We start from the raw sequence: 18,764 nt of genomic DNA, 5'->3' as shown, positions 1-18,764 counted from the left end.
GGCTGCCGTCTCCCTGGAGCCGAGCATGGCTCGGCTCTACAGACTGGATCCCCGGGGCGCCACCTCGTGCAGCATCCGCAGCACCTCGTGCACATCCAACGGTTTGCACAGGAAGCCGGCAGCGCCCATTGAACGCGCCCTCTCGATGACCTGCAGACGCGTGTCCGCACTCATCACCAGGATGGGCGGACCTTCCGTTCTGGAGCCGATCGCTTCAAGTACGTCCCAACCGCTGCAACCCGGCATATGAAGGTCCAGCAGCACCACGTCCGGCGCAAACGACGCCACCGCAGCCAGCGCATCACGCCCGTCGTGCCGGCAACTCAGTCGATGCCCTGCACATTCCATCAGCCGCTCGACCACCTGCCGGTTGGTTTCCACATCCTCGAACAGCAGGCAATGCAGGGATCCTACCGACGCCGCATGTGCATTGAACACCGCCTCAAGCGAAGGTGATGCTGCGTCGCCGATCACGGCAGGAGCGGTGAAACACCACTGGAACGAGGCGCCACCCCACGTGCTGCGGCCCACCTCGATCGTCGCGCCCATGGCATCGGAAATCAGTCGCACGATGTAGAGCCCAAGCCCAACCCCCTGCTCGCAACGGGCATCACCCTCGCTCACCTGGACGAAGGGGGAGAAGATCGCCTCCTGGTCGCTCTCGTCGATACCGCACCCGGAATCGGAAACGGTTACCCGCACCTGCCATTGCTCGCCGATGCGGGAGGCGTCAATGGACACGCGGGTCTCGCCCCCCACCGGGCTGAACTTGATCCCGTTGCAGACAAGATTGCTGATCACCTGTTCGACCCGGCCTGCGTCAACCAGCATCCACACTGCGGGATCGCAGTCCTGCACCGTCAGCAGTACACCTTTCTCCGCAGCAGCCGGTGCGCAGCTTTCCTGCATCGCATCGAGCGCGGACGCCAATGAACAGGGTTGAGGACGAAGCCGCAGCGTTCCACCCTCGATGCTGGCCACATCGAGGACATCATCAATGCGATGCCGCAGCGCTCTTGCCTGGCGGGCCACCATCGCAAACGAACTGCGCTGCGTCGACGTCGCGGCGTCCATGTCCAGCAACTGGATGCCATTGATGATGGCGTTCAACGGCGTCCTCAGCTCATGGCTCATCGTTCCGATGAACCGCCCCTGGGCCTCGCGCGACGCGACGGCACGGAGCGCGATATCGCGCATGGCCGCAACCATGGAGGCAACCACGGCCGGCAGCAGGATCGTCAGCGCCAGGGCATAGGCGAGGTAGGCAGGTCGCGAGATCCAGTAGCCCTCCGGCGCGGCCCACAGCAGGCCCAGCGCCGTTGCGGCGATGGCCGGTGCGATCGCCCTCCGCCCGTAGACAGCCGTCGCGGCGATCACCAGGAAAGGCAGCGTTGCATTGAGCGTCATCAGAAGAATGAAGGCTGCATCAACCTGCACCGTCACCATCACCAGGCTGAGGAACAGGCCCACCGCGTCGCGCCATGCCACACCGCGATCCTTATGGAGATTCACCCATGCGGCCCATGCCATGGACGCAACAAGCAGCGCAATCGACGCAGGCAGCACCTTCGCCGCCTCGTTGGCCAGCACGGATTGTGGTCCATCCATCCAGAGCCAGCACCACAGCACGGTCAGTGCCTGCAATACCACCCTTGACAGGCTGGCACGTGGTTCCTGCAGCCAGGACAGCAACAGCGCAAGTCGTTTCATTTCCAGTGAGCGGGCCGCCTGAAGCAGTGCATCGGGGCCAGCATCGAGCAGACCAGAGGGTGCATGGGGCATGGCCGGATTCCTTCACCTGTGAGAAACGATGGAACGTTGCAGAAGGCGCTGCGCAGCTACCGCCACGGCTTGGGAGCGGCGTCGTATGTGGTCTGTCGCCGCGCCCGATCGAAGGCACTCACCCAGGTCGTCGCACGCGCTGGCGATCATCCTGCTGCCCAGCGCCGACGTGATGCTCTTGAGCGCGTGCAGGCGCGCCAGTTCTGCATCCAGATCGCTGCAGGGCGTACACGCAGACTCGGCCGTCCACCGTGCAATCGCTTCGTCCAACGCAGCGACAAAGGACGGCAGCTCGCATGGTGACACCGCAGCAATCACCTTCAGCATTGAATGCTCGCCAAGCTCAGGGCGATCGGTGCCTGCCGCCTGCGTTCCCGCCATGCCACGTCGATCGATTGCGTGCATCTGTCTCCGCCATATGTCGCATGCGACCTGTTCGTGCGTGTCGCTCCCGGCCAGACACGATTTCGTGCAGGGTCATTCGCGACAACGCATCTGCCCGATTCGCTACTGCATCCGCTCATGAATGAGAGCGAAAAGACCCGGAAACCGTTCGGAAAACACGTATCCCAGCCCTAATCCAAGCAATACGCCGCCGAGAATGACGCCCGCTCTTGCGAAGGGTGACAGTCGCTTCAGATCCATGGCATCCAGCATCCACACAACGAAGGCTCCGCGCCATCGGAATTCATTCAAACTTTCCTGAGGTGCACTGTGCTGGCGTTTACCCTTCCTTTTCTGCTGGCATGTGCTGCACTGATCGCCACACGCCGATTCCGCACCGCGGCACTCCTGTCGGTGCTGCCCCTGATGGCCTTGTCCAGCGCAACGGGCCCGATCACGCAGTGGATGCTCGACCGCGCCCAGGCCGGCCCTGCATTCACGACACCTGCAGATCGGCCTAAGACAACGATCGTGCTGCTGGGCGGTGGCATCGAGCACCATGCCCAAGGCTCCAGCCCGGGTCTGGCGGGGTACAGCCGATTACTGGTTACGGCGCAGCGCTATCTGCTCTGCCAGCAGAAGCACGAGAGCTGCAGGGTGATCGTGAGCGGAGGTGCCTCACGAAACCGTAAGACCAGCGAGGCCAACGTCTACGCGCGCGAGCTGGCCCGTCTGGGTGTGCCGAGGGATCGCATCGAGCAGGAGGACGCCAGTGCCAACACCTGGGAGAACGCCCGGAACAGCAGCGCGATGCTCCGCCACGATCCATCGCGCGTGGTAATCGTGACCTCGGGTCTTCACCTCAGGAGAAGCCTGCTTTATTTCCAGCATTTCGGCGTGATTGCCGAAGGTCTGCCCAGCGACCGACTACGCGCCACGCCCGGCTGGCTCCCCTCGACCTTCAACCTGCTGCTGGCCGAGGTGATGTTGCACGAACGTATCGGCGTGCTTCGTTACCACGCCTACAACAGACTGGGGTGGAACGAACCGCCGATGCCACCGATCCCCTTCAATCCACAGACAGCCACCCACGCATCGCCGCACTGACCTCGTCCGGCTTTTCCATCGGGGCCAGGTGCCCGCAATCGGGCACCACCACCAGCTGCGAGTGCGGCACCAGGTCGTGCATTTCCTCGCTCACTGCCAGCGGCGTGATGCGGTCGTTGGCCCCGCAGACGATCAACAGCGGATCTTGGTAACCCGCCAGCACGTCATGGCCGTCGCGCCGCTCCAGCGCACTCTGGCGCAGGAATACCTCCGCCCCCAGGCGAGCGGTCATGTCGCGCACGCGTTGCACCAGCACGTAATCGTCCAGCCGCGAGGCATCGATGTAGCTGCGCATCAGCGCATCACCGAAGCCATGGAACTTACCGGGCAGGCGCACGCTGGCGCGCTGGCTGCGGCGCTGCTCGGCACGTTCCGGTGAATCGGCGTGGATCGAGGTGTCAACCAGCGCCAACTGCAATACGCGCTCCGGGGCGATGCGCAGGATCTGCTGGGCGACGAAGCCACCCAGCGAGAAGCCGGCCAGCGCGAAGCGCTTCGGTGCCTGTGCGAGCACGTCCTCGGCGACCGCCTGGAGGGTCTCGCCACGGGTCTGGTCGCCTACGGTGCAATCGGCAATGTCGGCCAGGTCGGCCAGCTGTGCGCGCCACAGTTCAGCATCGTTGAGCAGGCCGGGCAGCAGCAACAGGGGGATACGGTCGGTCATTGGGGTATTGTCGCGCTGGTGCGGTGACGGCGCCATGCCAGCGACCGCGCCAAGCGCGGGGACGTGCCCACGGAGGAGCCAGGCGCGCCGGACCCGCACCCGCTTCTGGATACCCTGTGAGACGCCAGTCAGACCGGTGCCGCGCCGCATTCCTCGGCGTCGGAAGCAGACGTCGTCCATGCCTCACGCTGGGGCCGCACCTCCTGGACAATCCGCCCCTGCTCCATCACCAGGACACGGTCGGCGCTGCTTATGGTCTCCGGCCTATGGGCCACGATCACCTTAGTCAGCTTCATACGCTGCACGGCTTCGTTGACCAAGCGCTCGCGCATGACATCAAGATGGCTGGTGGCCTCATCCAGAAACAGAATCTGAGGCCGGCGGTAGAGCGCACGGGCCAGAATCACGCGCTGTTTCTGACCGCCTGAAAGCGAGTTGCCCATGTCCCCGATAAGACCGTGATAACCCATCGGCAGCCCCGCGATATCGTCGTGCACGGCTGCCATCCGAGCAGCTTCCTCGATGCGCTGTTCATCGAAGCCGCTATCGAAGCCGCTGATGTTGTCGGCGATGCTTCCGGCAAACAACTGGTCATCCTGCATCACCGCTCCGACCATGGAGCGGATGCCACGTGGACCGTACTTCCGGATATCCACCCCGCCGACTCTTACGCTTCCTTCGCTCGGCTTGAGCAATCCGAGCAGCAGTTTCATCAGGGTCGACTTGCCGCAACCTGATCCGCCCACGATGGCCACTGCTTCCCCCTGTTCCACGCGGAACGAACAGTTTCGGACGATCCAAGGTTCACCTTCGGCGTAACGGAAGGAGAGATTCTCGACCTCAATGGAGGACGAAGTCGGTACCATTGTCTCGATTTGATCGAAATCCTGATCAGGTTCACTCAGAACAACATCCGCCAACCGCTCGCCATGCAGCCGAAGCATCCTGAACTCGACGGCCTTGTCGATCAGACCAGCCATTCGTAGTGCGAACTGGTCCTTGTACGCAAGATAGGCTACCAGCATGCCGACCGAGAACACGTTGTTCATGGTCAGCACCGCGCCAATCCAGATGACAGTAATCCTCTCGACTCCGAAGATCAGCTGACTGGTAACGGTGAAGCCGAGCGTCAGCTTCGAAAGCCTGACTTCCTCATTGACCGTGCCAACCATCAGGTTCTCGTAGGTTGCCCTCCGCATCGGCTCCTGGCCGGCGATCTTGATGCTCTGCATGCCTTGGATCGACTCGAGCAGATGCGATTGCTGCTTTGCACTGGCAACGAGCTGGCGCTCGGTACGATTGCGAACTGGCGCGTACGCGGTGGCGCGGACCAAGGTGTACAGCACCACCGCCGCCAGCGTCACCAACGCTAGCTTCCAGCTGTAGAGAACCATGACTCCTAGCGTGACGATCGCCATCAGGCCATCGATGAGCGCTTCGACGAAACTGGTCGTCAACGTCCTCTGGATGGATTGCACCGACGAGACCCGAGAGGTGATATCGCCCAGGTGTCGCTTCTCGAAGAAGTCCAACGGCAATCGCAGCAGATGCCCGATAACATTCCCCATCCATCTCAAGCCCAGAGTAGAGGAGAGATAGATGACAGACCAACCGCGCAACAGCCCGATAGCCACCTGCAACAGCATGGCAAGCCCGAAGCTTATTCCCAGTACCGTAAGGAGATCCCGATCTGCCGAAACCAGTGCCTGATCCACCACCCACTGGGTATAGAACGGGGCAAGGACCACGAAGATCTGGAGCGCGACCGAGAGAAGCAGGACTAACGCCAACGAGGGCCACAGGCCATTGATCTGTCCCGTCAGCTGCCGCAGTGAGATCGAAGCCGGCCGGGCCTCCTTCTGGAACTCCGACGTGGGAGCCAGCTCAAGCGCCACACCGGTGAAATGCTCGGACACCTCCTCCAGCGCAAGCACCCGCTCACCGATGGCGGGATCAAGAATCCTGACGCCGCTGCGGCCCACCTTTGCCAGCACCACATAGTGGTTCAGATCCCAATGTAGAATACAAGGCAGTTTGAGTTCGGAAAGGTGCTCCATCTCAAGCCGCAAGGGCCGCGAAGACAGTCCCAACTGATGTGCAATGTGGATGAGCTGGGCCAGCTTGGCACCCTTGAGCGATAACGGATAGCGCCGGCGGATCTCGCTTAGACCGATCTTCTTCCCATGAAAGTCGGCGATCATCGCGATCGACGCCAGCCCACATTCCGTTGCCTCCGACTGCAGTATCGCTTTCATTCCGATGACAAGCCCAAGATCCCAGTCAATCTGAAACAGACGCCTCTGGTGCAAACCTCAGTACCAATGGCCACTACCGAACACGCCGCATGATCACCTTCGGCAGCGTGAATTTTTCCCGCACAAGGGTTCAATTCGACGTATGTTCTCTCTGAATTCGCTTGCGTCTTGCATCAACGAATCTGGCGATAGCGACCACAATCGCACCAACGCACAGAAGTGACCAGATCCGGCGGTCTGAAGATGCCGCGACCACGGCCAGGCAGCACACACAGATGGCGAACGTCTTTTCGTCGATACCCGGAAACTTCATGATCTGCTCTCCTCCTGCCAACTTTTCCGGAAGCCAGTGCTTCCAAACAGATTGCGCAGGGGTGCGCCAACACCCCTGCGCCATGCCCATCACATCAGGTAGTGACCCACGATTGCACCGTGGATGCCACCGCTGACCGCGCCAGCGAATGCGCCCACCGGGCCCCCCACCAGGAACCCGACTCCCGCACCGGCGATCACGCCACCGACGAAGCCGTTCGAAGCACCTTCGCCTGCGCCGTCGACATTGGCAACTTCCGCATTATTGAGTTCACGCATGATAATTCCTCCTATATTGATATGATTGATTGAGTTTCAGAGAAGAAGGACTTACATCAGGTAAAGCGCAACGGCAATTCCCCCACCGATGAGCGCACCGGCAGCGGACCCGGCCGGGCCACCAGCGAGCGCACCTGCAAAGCCACCCGCACCTGCACCATTGATGAAGGCACCCATCGCACCTTCACCCTCAACTTCGAAAACTTCATCCATGGTCAGTTCACGCACAATCGATCTCCTGAAATTGGCACACGTCCAGTGTGCATGGGCTGGCTCGACCAGCAACACGCTGTCTCATCCAATGCTGCAGTCATTGTCCGAACACAGTTCCCTTGATTGAGTAGATCGGCTCAAGGACCCACTCAAAGAATGATCTCGTCTCACCCAGAACATCCGCATCGACGAGCATTCCGGGTTTGAGTGCCTCGGGCTTCCCGTATGCGCTTACCGTTTGCGCTGCAAGCGCGACGGTGATTCGGTACATCGGCTCTGTCGCGCTGCCATTCTGCGGGACGCCCAGTGTGCTTCGACTGATCCGCGAAACCCGCCCTTCATGATGTCCAAACTTCTGGTAGGGATATGCCTGGTATCTGAGCAGGACCTTGTCATCGGGCTCGATGAAACCCACCGCTCGGCTCGGAACCAGTAATTCCGCTTCCAGACGGCCATCCCCAGGCAGCACGCTCACGATCGGCTGACCGCTCTGGACGGCCTGGCCAGCCTTGATCTGCTGGGTGGCCACAATTCCAGAGACCGGCGCGACAATGGCCAAGCGCCCACGTGCGGTATTCTCCACGCGTTCCTGCTCAAGCAATGCCAGATCCTGCTGGAATGCCGCTTCTGCGGCCTCATTCTCTCCAGGCAGTTCATTGAGCGCCTGCGTGATCTGCTCGATCATCCTGCGCGTGGCGATGGACTGTCGCTGCAATGCCTGCATTTCGCCCTTCTGCGTGAGCGCTGCAGATTCCTGCTGCTTGATCTGGAGAACACTGACGTAACGATCATCCTCAAGGAGCCGGAGGCGTTCCAACGTTTCCTCTGCAATTCTGATCTGATCCCGCCTTGTCAGCACTTCCGTGTCAATCTGTGCAAGCTCCCGCTGTGCGTTGGAAAGTTGGCCACTCAATCCCTCACGCTGTGCGCTCAGGCGCATCCTTTTGGCAATCTGTGCGGCCTCAAGGCCGGACATCCTGCGCTCGAAGCGGGATTCCATCGCGGCCAGCGTATCCCCATCGGTGGTAGTGGCCCGCGGAACAGTCAAGACCGCGATCACTTCACCTGCTTCGACGTGCTCACCCTCGGAAACGCTGACTTCCGACATGAACCCATCAGCGGGCGCCATGACCTGCGCGATGCCATTAACTGGAACAAGCTGGCCACCCACATGCGAACGACGGGTATAGGTGCCAATTGAAAGCAGCAGCGCTACAGCAAGTGCGGTGACAGAAGCGGCGATCGCAAGAACCCAGAGTCTGATTGGCTGCGCGATGGAAATCGATCCCAACCAACCGGCACGTTTTCCTTGTAGAACTTCCTTGCGAAACAGATCTGTAGACACTCTTCGATAATAATTTAGCCCGCGTTCACCGAATGATAGCGACGTCTGTTCGCAGAGTTAAAGAGCGAAATGCGTCAGCGCTTATCCCATATGGTGACCTCGATTCGATAACCATTTCTTGAGAGACGCGCCAACTACTTGGTGCACTGGCATGCTCGGGCTGATCGCGCGCCGTCATGCAGGGCATAAGCCGTCGTCATAGTCCACGCTCAATCATTAGAACAACCGGCGCCAACGCGATCATCGGCATGCGCTACGACGCCACCGATGTGATGACCGGGCTGACCGAGCTGCTGTGCTATGGCACGGCGGTGGTGGTGGAACCGATGCGTTGAGGTGATCGCCGGGCATGGCTCGGCGCTACCGATGGGCGGCGATCACGCCACCGGGGGGACATCGGGCACTTCGACCTGCTGCACCGGCAGGGTCACCATCATCACCGTCGGGTCGTCCGGGTCGAGTTTCGTCTTGAACCCCAGGCTCTGGCACATCGCCAGCATGGTGCTGTTCTCGCGCAGCACCTGGCCTTCGACCACGTCCAGGCCCAGCCACTTGGCGTACTCGATCATGATCGCCATCAACCGCCAGCCGATGCCGTGGCCCTTCAGGTCCGAGCGGATCAGGATGCCGTACTCGCCGCGATGATAATCGGCATCGGCGTGCAGGCGTACCGCACCGAGCATCTCGCCACTGCGCGGTTCGATCGCCACCAGTGCGATCGAGCGTGCGTAATCGAGCTGGGTCAGGCGCGCGATGAATTCGTGGCTGAAGTGCTTCACCGACTGGAAGAAGCGCAGGCGCAGGTCCTCGTCACTGACCCGGGCGAAGAACGCACGGAACAGTGCATCGTCTTCCGGACGCACCGGACGCACGAAGGCGCGGCCGCCATCGGACAGTTCGATGGTGCGCTCCCACTCCTTCGGGTACGGGAACACCGAGAAGCGCGGATGACCGCGGCCCTTGTGCAGAATGCGCGACGGCGCCACCGCCACGCGTGCGTCGAGGGCAAGAATGCCCTTGCTGTCGACCAGCAGCGGGTTGATGTCCAGCGTGCGCACTTCGGGAATGTCTGCGGCCAGCTGTGCCAGCTTGACCAGCGCCAGCGCCAGTGCGCGCTCGTCGGCGGCGGGCACATCGCCATAGGCCTTGAGGATGCGCGAAGCCCGGGTCTGGCCGATCAACTCATGGGCCAGGCGTAGATCCAGCGGGGGCAGCGCCAGCGCCTTGTCGTTGATCACTTCGACCGCGGTGCCGCCGCGGCCGACCACGATCACCGGGCCGAACGTCGCGTCATCGGCAATACCGACAATGATCTCGCGTGCCTTCGGGCGGACGATGGTCGGCTGTACCAGCAGGCCATCGATGCGGGCATCCGGCCGCAGCTGGCGTGCGCGCGACAGGATCGCGTTGGCCGCGCTCTGCACCGCCGGCAACGTGGACAGGTTCAGGCGCACGCCGTCCACTTCCGACTTGTGCGGGATGTCCGGTGACAGGATCTTCAGCGCCACGCTGGCGCCACGTTCCAGCAACGGCTGCGCCAGGTCCATCGCCTCGTGCGCATCGCGCGCATGCATCACCGGTGCGGACGGAATGCCGTAGGCCTTGAGCAGTTCATGGGTGGCCAGCGGGTCCAGCCACTGCTGGCCGTTGGCCAGCGCGGCATCGACCAGCGCGCGTGCGGCCGCTGCATCGACACTGAAGTCCTGCGGCAGGCTGGGTGGCGTTTCCATCAGGGCGTTCTGCGCTTCACGGTAACGCACCAGGTGCTGGAAGCCGCGTACTGCCTCCGCCTCGGTCGGATAGGTCGGCACCCGTGCTGCGTTGAGCGTGGCGGTGGCCTGGTCATCGTTGCCCAGCCACACCGCGAACACCGGCTTGTCGCGATGATGGCGCGGACGCAGGCCGAGCGTGCGGGTGAGCGCCTGCGCAGCGTCTGCGGACGAGGTGAATGCAGTCGGCACGTTGACCACCATCACCGCGTCGTTCTCGTTGTCGGCCAGCAGCGCTTCGATGGCCGCGGCATAGCGGTCACCATCGGCGTCGACCACGATGTCGACCGGATTGCTGCGCGACCAGCCCTGCGGCAGCACGGCGTCCAGCTTTTCGACCGTGGTGTCGGACAGGTTGGCCAGGGTGCCACGCAATGCGATCAGCTGGTCCACGGCGAGGCGACCGACGCCGCCGCCGTTGCTGAGAATCGCCAGGCGGCGACCCGGGAAGGTGCCCAACCGCCCCAGCGATTCGGCAGCGGTGAACAGTTCATCCAGCGCACCCACGCGCAGCAGTCCGGCACGGTTGAACGCGGCGCCATACACGTCATCGGCACGCGCCAGTGCCTGCACGTGGGTATCACGGCTGCCCGGCTGCACGCGTTCGGCGCGGCCGGACTTCACCACCACCACCGGCTTCGCACGCGCAGCGGCACGCGCCGCCGACATGAACTTGCGCGCGTCCTTGATCTGCTCGACATACAGCAGGATGGCGCGGGTGCGGTAGTCGGTGGCGAAGTAATCGAGCAGGTCGCCGAAGTCGACGTCCATCGTGTCGCCCAGCGAGACCACGGCGGAGAAGCCGACCGAACGGGCCACGCCCCATTCCACCAGCGCCGCGGCAATGGCGGAGGACTCGGAGATCAACGCGAGGTCGCCAGCCTGCGGGAAATGTGCGGCGATACTGGCATTGAGTCGCGCGTGCGGCGCGATCACGCCCAGGCAGTGCGGCCCGAGGATGCGCAGGCCATGCTTGCGCGCCACCGCCTCTACCTGTGCGGACAACGAACCCGGGCCTTCGCCCAGGTGCGCGGTGAGGATGATCGCCGCCTGCACGCCGCGCTCGGCGGCGGTACGCACCACCTGCGGCACGATCGCCGCCGGTGCGGTGATCACCACCAGGTCGGGCACCCAGTCCAGGTCCTTCAGCCGCTTGATCGTGCGGATGCCATCGATCTCGGCATGCCGCGGGTTGATCCACGCCACCTTGCCGGGGAAGCCGGTGCCGCGCAGATTGCGCATCACCGCACGGCCGGCCGAACGCTCACGCGGACTGCCGCCGATCACCGCGACCGACTGCGGACGGAACACAGACTGCAGGTGGTAGGTACTCATGCGCCTACGGTACCCAAAAAAGGGGACGGAGGGGATTAAGTCGTTTGTGGCACAAACGACTTAATCCCCTCCGTTCCCTTTTTTGTTACAGCAGCGTGCCGTGCAGGATCATCGCGGCGATGCTGAAATAGATCACCAGGCCGGTGACATCCACCAGGGTGGCCACGAACGGGGCCGAGGCGCTGGCCGGGTCGAAGCCGAACCGCTTCAGGATGAAGGGCAGCATCGAGCCGGACAGCGAACCGAAGGTGACGATGCCGACCAGCGCGGCGCCGATGGTGATCGCCAGCAGGATCCAGTGCTCGCCGTAGTCATGCAGGCCGCCCAGCTGCCAGATCACGATGCGCACGATCGCCAGGCAGCCGAGGATGGCACCCAGCACCATGCCGGTCGGGATCTCGCGGATGGCCACCTTCCACCAGTCGCGCAGGCGCAGTTCACGCAGCGCCAGGCTGCGGATCAGCAGCGAGGTGGCCTGCGAACCGGAATTGCCGCCCGAACTCATGATCAGTGGGATGAACAGGGTCAGCACCACCGCGCGCGCCAGTTCGTCCTCGTAGTGCTGCATCGCGCTGGCGGTCAGCATCTCGCCCAGGAACAGCACGCTCAGCCAGCCGGCGCGCTTGCGCAGCATCTCGAAGAAGCCGATCTGCATGTAGGGCTTGTCCAGCGCTTCCATGCCGCCGAACTTGTGCGCGTCCTCGGTGGATTCCTCGATCAGCGCATCGAGCACGTCGTCCACGGTGACGATGCCCAGCATCTGCTGCTGGTCGTCGACCACCGGAATCGCCAGCAGGTCGTGGCGGCGGATCAGCCGCGCCACTTCTTCCTGGTCCATCAGCGCATCCACCGTCACCGGCGGATTGACCTGGGCCACGTCCAGGATCGATTCCTCGGGCAGGCCGGTGATCAGCCGGCGCATGGTCACCACCTGCTGCAGCTGCTGGCTGACCGGGTCCAGCACGTAGATCGCGTATACCGTCTCGCGGGTGCGCTCGACCTGGCGGATGTGCTGCAGGGTCTGCGCCACGGTCCAGCTGGCGGGTACCGCCACGTACTCGGTGGTCATCAGCGCGCCAGCGGTGTTCGGCGGGTAGCTGAGCAGCTTCTGGATGGCCTGGCGGGCGTCGGTGCCCAGCAGCGGGATCAGCCGCGCGCGTTCTTCCTCGTCCAGCTCGTGGACGATGTCGGTGGCACGGTCATCGGCCATCAGACCCAGCAGGGCGGCGGCGCGTGCCGGCGGCAGCGCGGCCACCAGTTCGCCGCTGCGGTGCAGTTCCGGTGCCTCCAGCATCTTCACCGCACGCGGCAACGGCAGCGCGGCCAGCGTTTCCGCAGCGCGCACGAGTTCCAGCGTGTTGAGGAATTCCACCGCATCGGCGGTGTTGTAGTTCGCCAATGGCGCGGCCAGTGCGGCGGCATCGGCCACCGGGCGCAGCAATTGCTTCTGGTTCATCGGGCTTGCCTTGTGGGGGTGCGACCTCGCGCAACGCCAACGCAGGCAAACCGTCCCGATGTCAGGCGGTGGCCATCGCTGGCGTCGAACGAGGTCGACTTCTACTGTCGCTGGACATGGGTTGGGAACTCCGGGATGCGTGTGCCGGCGGACGCGCCGCCAGCGGCGGGCAGTCTGGACCCGTGGGCCATGCAGGTCAACCCGGCCGCTGTGCGCAGGGCGCCTGCCCGGCAGGTTGTTCTCGTGCATACACAGGCCGGCGCGCATAATGACGCGGTGGTACTCGCCACCCCTTCCCCCACCCGAATGGACGCACTGCGGGCTTCCCCGATGACCAGGTATTCCCATGCATAGCGGTGGTCTGGAACTGGCCCTGGTGCTGCTGCTGGCGGCGGTCATCGCCGTGCCGGTGTTCAAGAAATTCGGCTTCGGTGCGGTGCTGGGCTACCTGGCGGCCGGTGTGGTGCTGGGCCCGGACGGGCTGGGGTTCGTGCAGGATGCCGACCGCATCCTTGGCGCCGCCGAGATCGGCGTGGTGATGCTGCTGTTCGTGATCGGCCTGGAGCTGTCGCCGGCACGCCTGAAGGTGATGCGGCGCTCGGTGTTCGGCGCAGGTGCGGCGCAGGTGGCGCTGTCCGGGCTGGTGCTGGGCGGCCTGCTGCTGCTTGACCATTTCCAGTGGAAAAGCGCGCTGGTGGTGGGCGTGGCACTGGCGCTGTCGTCCACGGCGGTCGGCCTGCAGCTGCTGTCCGAGCACAAGGCGATCAACAGCGACCATGGCCGGCTGGGCTTTGCCATCCTGCTGTTCCAGGACCTGATCGCGATCCCGCTGCTGGCAGCCATCCCGCTGCTGGGCGGGGCGAAGAACGAGACCCTGCGCATCGAGGATGCGATGGTGGCGCTGGGTGCGCTGGCGGTGGTGATCCTGTGCGGGCGCCCGGTGCTGCGCAAGGTGTTCAGCATCATCGCGCGCACCCGCAGCCCGGAAGTATTCACCGCCACCGCCCTGCTGGTGGTGCTCGGCACTGCCTGGTTCATGCAGGAGGCCGGCCTCAGCCCCAGCCTGGGCGCGTTCCTGGCCGGCGTGCTGCTGTCCGATTCGGAGTTCCGGCACGAACTGGAAGCGCAGATCGAGCCGTTCAAGGGGCTGCTGCTGGGCCTGTTCTTCATCGCGGTGGGCATGGGCATCGACCTCGACCGCATCGCCGCCGAGCCGTGGCTGATCGCGGCCGGGGTGGCGATCCTGCTGGTTGTGAAGTTCAGCCTGCTGTACGTGATCGGGCGTATCGCCAAACTCAGTTCGCGGCAGTCACTGCTGTTGGGCAGCGTGCTGTGGCTGGGCGGCGAGTTCGCCTTCGTCGTATTCAACGAGGCGCAGCGCGCGCACCTGCTGGGCAACGCCAACCACGACCGGCTGGTGGCGATCGTCGGCCTGTCGATGGCGATCACGCCGCTGCTGATGATCGCGCTGCTCAAGCTTCTGGGCCAGGAGAAGGCGGCGCCGCGCCAGGCCGCCGAGGCCGACAAGGTGGCGCCGGACAACCGGCCCAAGGTGCTGATCGCCGGCATGGGCCGCTTCGGCCAGGTGATCGCGCGCCTGCTGACCGCGCAGAAGGTGCCGTTCGTGGCGCTGGAAGCGAACCCGGACACCGTGGCCGACCTGCGCCGCTTCGGCAACCAGCTGTACTACGGCGACCCGACCCGGCCGGAGATGCTGCGCGCTGCGGGCGGCGAGCACATCGATGTGTTCGTGATCACCGTGGATGACCCCGAGACCAACCTGCGCGCGGTGCGTATGGTGCGCCGGCTGTACCCGGACGCGACGGTGCTGGCGCGTGCACGCAACCGCCAGCATGCGTGGCGCCTGATGGACATGTCGGCCGAGCCGTTCCGCGAAGTGTTCGGCACCAGCCTGGAGATGAGCGGCCGCGTGCTGACCGCGCTGGGCGTGGCACCGGACGTTGCCGAACGCCATGTGCAGCGCTTCCGCGAGCACGACGAACAGCTGCTGCGCGACCAGTATCTGGTGTACGACGACGAGGCGGCGGTGATCCAGACCTCGCGCGACGCACGCAACGACCTGATGCATCTGTTCGAGGCCGACGCGGAAAGCGACGGCAAGTAGGGGGCCGACCAACGGTCGGCACCCACCACAGATTGCGGTTGCCGGCCAGCGGCCGGCACGACCCTTTTCCAGGAATCAGCCGTTGTCGCGCAGGAACCGCGCCATCGACGAAACGCCCGGCACGCGCGGTTCGAACTCACCGGCCACGTCGATGAAGCCGCGCATCACCGCGATCTCGCGCGGGCTGCGGTTGAGGCTGTCGCGCACTTCCGGATCGGCACCGGCACGCAGCAGGCGCTGCACCAGCAACGGCAGGCCATGCAGCGCGGCCAGGTGCAGCGGACCGAAGCCGCGCGGATCGCGCACGTCCAGGCTGACATCCTCATCCAGCAGGCGCTCCACCGCCGCCATCACCACCTGCTCGTCGCAGGCAGTACCCGGCTCGGCACGCGCACCCAGCAGCAGCAGCAGCGGCGTGACTGAACCGGCGGCGGCCTGGTCCGGTTCGGCACCGGCCAGCAGCAGGGTGTCGAGCAGGGCCAGCAGGCGCGAGCGGTCGCGCGCACTGAAGCCGTACAGCGCGGCACAGTGCAGCGGGCCCAGCTGCTGCGCGTCACCGGCATGCACGTCGGCGCCGGCGGTGAGCAGGCGCGCGACGATGTCCGGCAGGCCCAGCGCCGAGGCCAGCATCAGCACGGTCACGCCGCCCGGCAGGCGGTGTTCCAGCTTGGCGCCGGCGTCGAGCAGGGCCGAAACGATATCCACCTGACGCATGCTGACCGCCGCCGACAACGGCGTCGCACCACTGGCAGCGGCATGCTGCGGATCGGCGCCACGCGCCAGCAGCAGGTCAGTCACCGCCAGATGGCCACCACCGGCGGCGCGCAGCAGCGCGGTGCAGCCCTGTGCGTCGACCGCATCAACGGCGAAGCCCAGGTCGATCAGGCGGCGCACGGCGTCCACATCACCGGCCATCGCGGCGGCCGGCAGATCGGCCTCGCGCAGGGTACGGCGCGGCAACGGCCACACCCGCCAGTCCAGCCAGTCAGCCAGATCGCGGCGACCGATCGACAGCGCCACGCCCAGTGGCGTCTGGCCGTCGGCGGCACGTGCTTCCGGCGATGCACCGTGCTGCACCAGCAGCTTCAGCGCACCTTCGCGGGCCAATGCGGTGGCCAGGTGCAATGCGGTCATGCCATGGCTGTCGCGCGCTTCGCGATCGACACCGGCCTTGAGCAGGGCCTGCTGCAGGCGCAGCCAGCCCAGGCGCACCGCGAGCGACAACGGCGGATCACCGGCCGGCGAAGCGGCGAACGGATCGGCGCCACGTTCCAGCAGTTCCAGTGCCAGCTGTTCCAGGCCACGGGCGGCCTGGTCGTGCTGCGCGCAGGCGGCGAGGAAGCGCGCCAGGCCACCGCGTCCGGCCGGCGACAGGCCACGCTGCAGCATGACCTGCAGCGCCGGCACCGCGTCGATGCCGCGCGACAACAGCGCGAACATCGGCGTGTCGGAACAGGCGTCACGCACGTAGGGATCGGCACCGTGGGCCAGCAGCCAATCGACCGCACGCGGCTCCAGCGCCAGTTCCGGATCGAGCAGCAGGCCACCCAGTTCTTCCGGCTGGCACAGCTTGGCCAGCGCGGCCATGCCTTCGGTGTTGCCGAAGCCCAGCGCTTCACGCAGCAGGGTCAACGGCGGACGGTCCGGCAGCAGGCCACTGGCACTGGCGGCTTCGCCGCGCTCGGCCAGGCCATCACTGACCGCGGCCGGCAACGGATAGGACGGGTCCAGCAGGGCCACGATCGCCCAGCGGCCGGCTTCGGCAGCGTAGTCCACCGCACGGCGACCGAGCGGATCGGCGGCATCGGCGGCGATGCCCAGTTCGACCAGGCGCTTGATCAGCAGCGGTGAGACATCCTCGGCCATCGCCGCCAGCTGCACCGCGTTGCGGCCTTCGCCGTCCACCGCGACCAGGTCCGGCTTGTGCGGCAGCAGATGCTCGACCACGGCGGCACGACCGGCACGGGCCGCTTCCAGCCATGGCGTACGGCCCAGCGCATCGCGCGCTTCCAGATTGGCACCGGCGCCGAGCAGCACGCCGATGATCTCCACGTGGCCGGCCAGCGCCGCCTCATGCAATGCACTGCGGCGCTGACGATCGCGGGCGTCGGCGCGCGCCTTGTGCTTGAGCAGCAGCTGCACCCCGGCCGGATCGTCATCTTCGGTGGCAGCGGCGGCCAGCAGCACCGGCGTGCCCTCGGCCGGTTCGCTGCGCGCACCGCGTTCGAGCAGGAAGCGGGCCAGGCGCCAGTTGCCGACCTGGCAGGCCACCGCCAGCGGCGACCAGCCCTCGTTGTTCAACGCATCGACTTCGGCGGCGGCATCGCGCAGCAGCGCGGCCACGCCCGGGTCGGAACTGCGCGCGGCATGGTGCAGCGGGGTGTTGCCATCGCTGTCGATGGCACGCGAGTCGGCGCCGTTGGCGAGCAGGGTCATCACCGCTTCGGGGCGGCCGTGCCAGCTGTCGCGGGTGGCGGCCAGCAGCGGGGTCATGCCCCGGTGCGGCGCATTCACATCGACGCCGCGGGCGATCAGTTCGCGCAGCAGGCGCAGGTCCGGCAGCACCGCCGCCAGCACCGCCAGGCTGCGCTGGTCGCGCCAGTTCGGGTCCGGCAGCGCATACGGATCGGCACCGGCCTGCAGCAGCTGCAGGCCCCGGTCGATGCGGCCATGGCGGGCGGCTTCATACAGTGCCGGGGTCAGTTCCTGCGGTGCCATCGCCTCCAGCGGCGCGGTTTCGGCCGCGGTGGCGAACATCGGTTCGTGCTCGTTGCTGGCGGTGGCCAACGGGCTCGCGCGCAGCGACACCAGCGGTGCCGGCGCGACCCGCTGCAGCAACAGGTGCAGCACTGGAGACAGCAGCATCACCGCCAGTGCGGCGGGCCAGCGTGCGCTTTCCGGCAGCAGGCCCGGCCAGGCCGGCAGCACCACCAGCGCGGCCAGCGCGATCACCAGCGCGGCCACGCCGAGACCGCGCCAGGCGGTCAGGTCGCGCCCGGCCAGCGCCTGCCAGTGCTGGGCCAGGCTGCCATCGAGGCGTTCGACATCGTTCCACAACGGCCAGGTGCGCCAGGCCGCCAGCAGGCCGGCACTGACCAGCACGCTCAGGCCCAGCACCGCGGCCAGGCTGCCGCTGTCACGCAGCGCCGCCAACGGCCAGGCCAGCAGCAGCGCCAGCAACAGCGGCGCGGCCGCCCACAACGCCAGCAGCGCCGGCAGGTCCTGGCGCGCAACCACCTTCAGCGGCAGCAGCGCGCGGCTGCGCCGCCACCACGACACCGCCAGCGCGAACGCCGGCTGCGCCAGTGCAGCAAGGATGGCACCTGGAACGCCGCCCACGGCGGCGCCCAGCGCCAGCACGGCGCCCACGGCGAAGGCGATCGACAGAGCGCGCGGACGGGACGTGTCAGTCATAGTGGCGCGGCATCAGGCTGGTCACCGACGGCGGCACCTGCAGGTAGAACCCGCGCTCGCTCATTTCGCTGCGGACCTTTTCCGGATCGGCCTGGGCCAGGCGGCGCTGGGCATCCAGGGCCACGTCCAGGACGAAGGCGAGCGTCCCCAGCGAGGTGAGCAGCGGCGCAGGCAGCGCGCTGAAATCATCGCGACGGGGAACGTAGACGTAGGTGTCCGGCTTGAGTTGGCTTTTATAGACGTAGGCGTGCATGTCCGCGGGACGATAACCCGGGAAGAGCCATGATTGTGTCGGAAAGCCGACACCGGGGAAAGCCGTCAGCC

Annotated in this window: 13 protein-coding genes and 1 pseudogene; 3 read left to right on the top strand and 11 right to left on the bottom strand. The window is 65.5% G+C overall.

The features are described from left to right. Positions 1 to 36: 36 nt before the first annotated feature. Positions 37 to 1,782 (bottom strand): ATP-binding protein, encoded by a 1,746-nt coding sequence (locus N5D20_RS06770; protein WP_197578113.1) that lies wholly within the window; start codon positions 1,780 to 1,782, stop codon positions 37 to 39. A 12-nt stretch (positions 1,783 to 1,794) separates the two neighbouring features. Further along, entirely contained in the window at positions 1,795 to 2,187 is a 393-nt protein-coding gene (locus tag N5D20_RS06765) for a hypothetical protein (RefSeq protein WP_279914246.1), read from the bottom strand. A 309-nt stretch (positions 2,188 to 2,496) separates the two neighbouring features. Between N5D20_RS06765 and N5D20_RS06760 the strand changes: the two genes are divergently transcribed. Then, on the top strand, positions 2,497 to 3,273 hold the full coding sequence (locus N5D20_RS06760) for a YdcF family protein (RefSeq protein WP_197578114.1): 777 nt from the start codon (positions 2,497 to 2,499) through the stop codon (positions 3,271 to 3,273). Here N5D20_RS06760 and N5D20_RS06755 read toward each other — a convergent pair. The 5 genes from N5D20_RS06755 to N5D20_RS06735 form a co-directional block, all read right to left on the bottom strand. Continuing rightward, positions 3,236 to 3,937 carry an alpha/beta hydrolase gene (locus N5D20_RS06755; protein ID WP_197578115.1) on the bottom strand — a complete coding sequence of 234 codons (702 nt, stop codon included), beginning with the start codon at positions 3,935 to 3,937 and terminating at the stop codon, positions 3,236 to 3,238. The two genes, N5D20_RS06760 and N5D20_RS06755, sit on opposite strands and share 38 nt — an antisense overlap. A 128-nt stretch (positions 3,938 to 4,065) precedes the next feature. Next, positions 4,066 to 6,192 (bottom strand): peptidase domain-containing ABC transporter, encoded by a 2,127-nt coding sequence (locus tag N5D20_RS06750; RefSeq protein ID WP_197578116.1) that lies wholly within the window; start codon positions 6,190 to 6,192, stop codon positions 4,066 to 4,068. Between the two features lie 402 nt (positions 6,193 to 6,594). Beyond that, positions 6,595 to 6,783 carry a Blp family class II bacteriocin gene (locus N5D20_RS06745; protein ID WP_099473850.1) on the bottom strand — a complete coding sequence of 63 codons (189 nt, stop codon included), beginning with the start codon at positions 6,781 to 6,783 and terminating at the stop codon, positions 6,595 to 6,597. Between the two features lie 51 nt (positions 6,784 to 6,834). Next, a complete protein-coding gene (locus N5D20_RS06740) occupies positions 6,835 to 7,011 on the bottom strand; it encodes a hypothetical protein (protein WP_165931253.1) in 177 nt (58 codons plus the stop codon). A gap of 82 nt (positions 7,012 to 7,093) precedes the next feature. Continuing rightward, positions 7,094 to 8,341: an HlyD family efflux transporter periplasmic adaptor subunit gene (locus tag N5D20_RS06735; protein ID WP_197578117.1), complete on the bottom strand. Its 1,248-nt coding sequence runs from the start codon at positions 8,339 to 8,341 to the stop codon at positions 7,094 to 7,096. Between the two features lie 227 nt (positions 8,342 to 8,568). On the opposite strand from N5D20_RS06735, the pseudogene N5D20_RS06730 reads away from it, so the two are divergent. Beyond that, positions 8,569 to 8,676, top strand: a pseudogene (locus N5D20_RS06730) (heavy metal-binding domain-containing protein); the annotation flags it as partial. A gap of 42 nt (positions 8,677 to 8,718) precedes the next feature. On the opposite strand, the gene N5D20_RS06725 reads toward N5D20_RS06730, so the two are convergent. Together N5D20_RS06725 and mgtE are read right to left on the bottom strand one after the other, a co-directional pair. Further along, complete coding sequence (locus tag N5D20_RS06725) at positions 8,719 to 11,445, bottom strand: bifunctional acetate--CoA ligase family protein/GNAT family N-acetyltransferase (protein ID WP_279914245.1); 2,727 nt, start codon at positions 11,443 to 11,445, stop codon at positions 8,719 to 8,721. An 85-nt stretch (positions 11,446 to 11,530) separates the two neighbouring features. Further along, positions 11,531 to 12,901, bottom strand: a complete 1,371-nt coding sequence (gene mgtE, locus N5D20_RS06720; protein WP_197578119.1) for a magnesium transporter — start codon at positions 12,899 to 12,901, stop codon at positions 11,531 to 11,533. Positions 12,902 to 13,247: 346 nt separating this feature from the next. Here mgtE and N5D20_RS06715 point away from each other — a divergent pair, with 346 nt between their 5' ends. Beyond that, positions 13,248 to 15,026: a monovalent cation:proton antiporter-2 (CPA2) family protein gene (locus N5D20_RS06715; RefSeq protein ID WP_197576863.1), complete on the top strand. Its 1,779-nt coding sequence runs from the start codon at positions 13,248 to 13,250 to the stop codon at positions 15,024 to 15,026. Between the two features lie 75 nt (positions 15,027 to 15,101). On the opposite strand, the gene N5D20_RS06710 is transcribed toward N5D20_RS06715, so the two are convergent. Both N5D20_RS06710 and N5D20_RS06705 read right to left on the bottom strand, forming a co-directional pair. Further along, on the bottom strand, positions 15,102 to 18,440 hold the full coding sequence (locus tag N5D20_RS06710) for an ankyrin repeat domain-containing protein (protein ID WP_197578120.1): 3,339 nt from the start codon (positions 18,438 to 18,440) through the stop codon (positions 15,102 to 15,104). Beyond that, positions 18,433 to 18,693 carry a YcgL domain-containing protein gene (locus N5D20_RS06705; RefSeq protein ID WP_197578121.1) on the bottom strand — a complete coding sequence of 87 codons (261 nt, stop codon included), beginning with the start codon at positions 18,691 to 18,693 and terminating at the stop codon, positions 18,433 to 18,435. Before N5D20_RS06705 ends, N5D20_RS06710 begins: the two co-directional genes overlap by 8 nt. Positions 18,694 to 18,764 lie beyond the last annotated feature (71 nt).

Source organism: Stenotrophomonas sp. GD03877, from assembly GCF_029840555.1.
GTDB classification, from domain to species: domain Bacteria; phylum Pseudomonadota; class Gammaproteobacteria; order Xanthomonadales; family Xanthomonadaceae; genus Stenotrophomonas; species Stenotrophomonas geniculata.
This window is presented reverse-complemented; position numbering and strand designations above follow the sequence as displayed.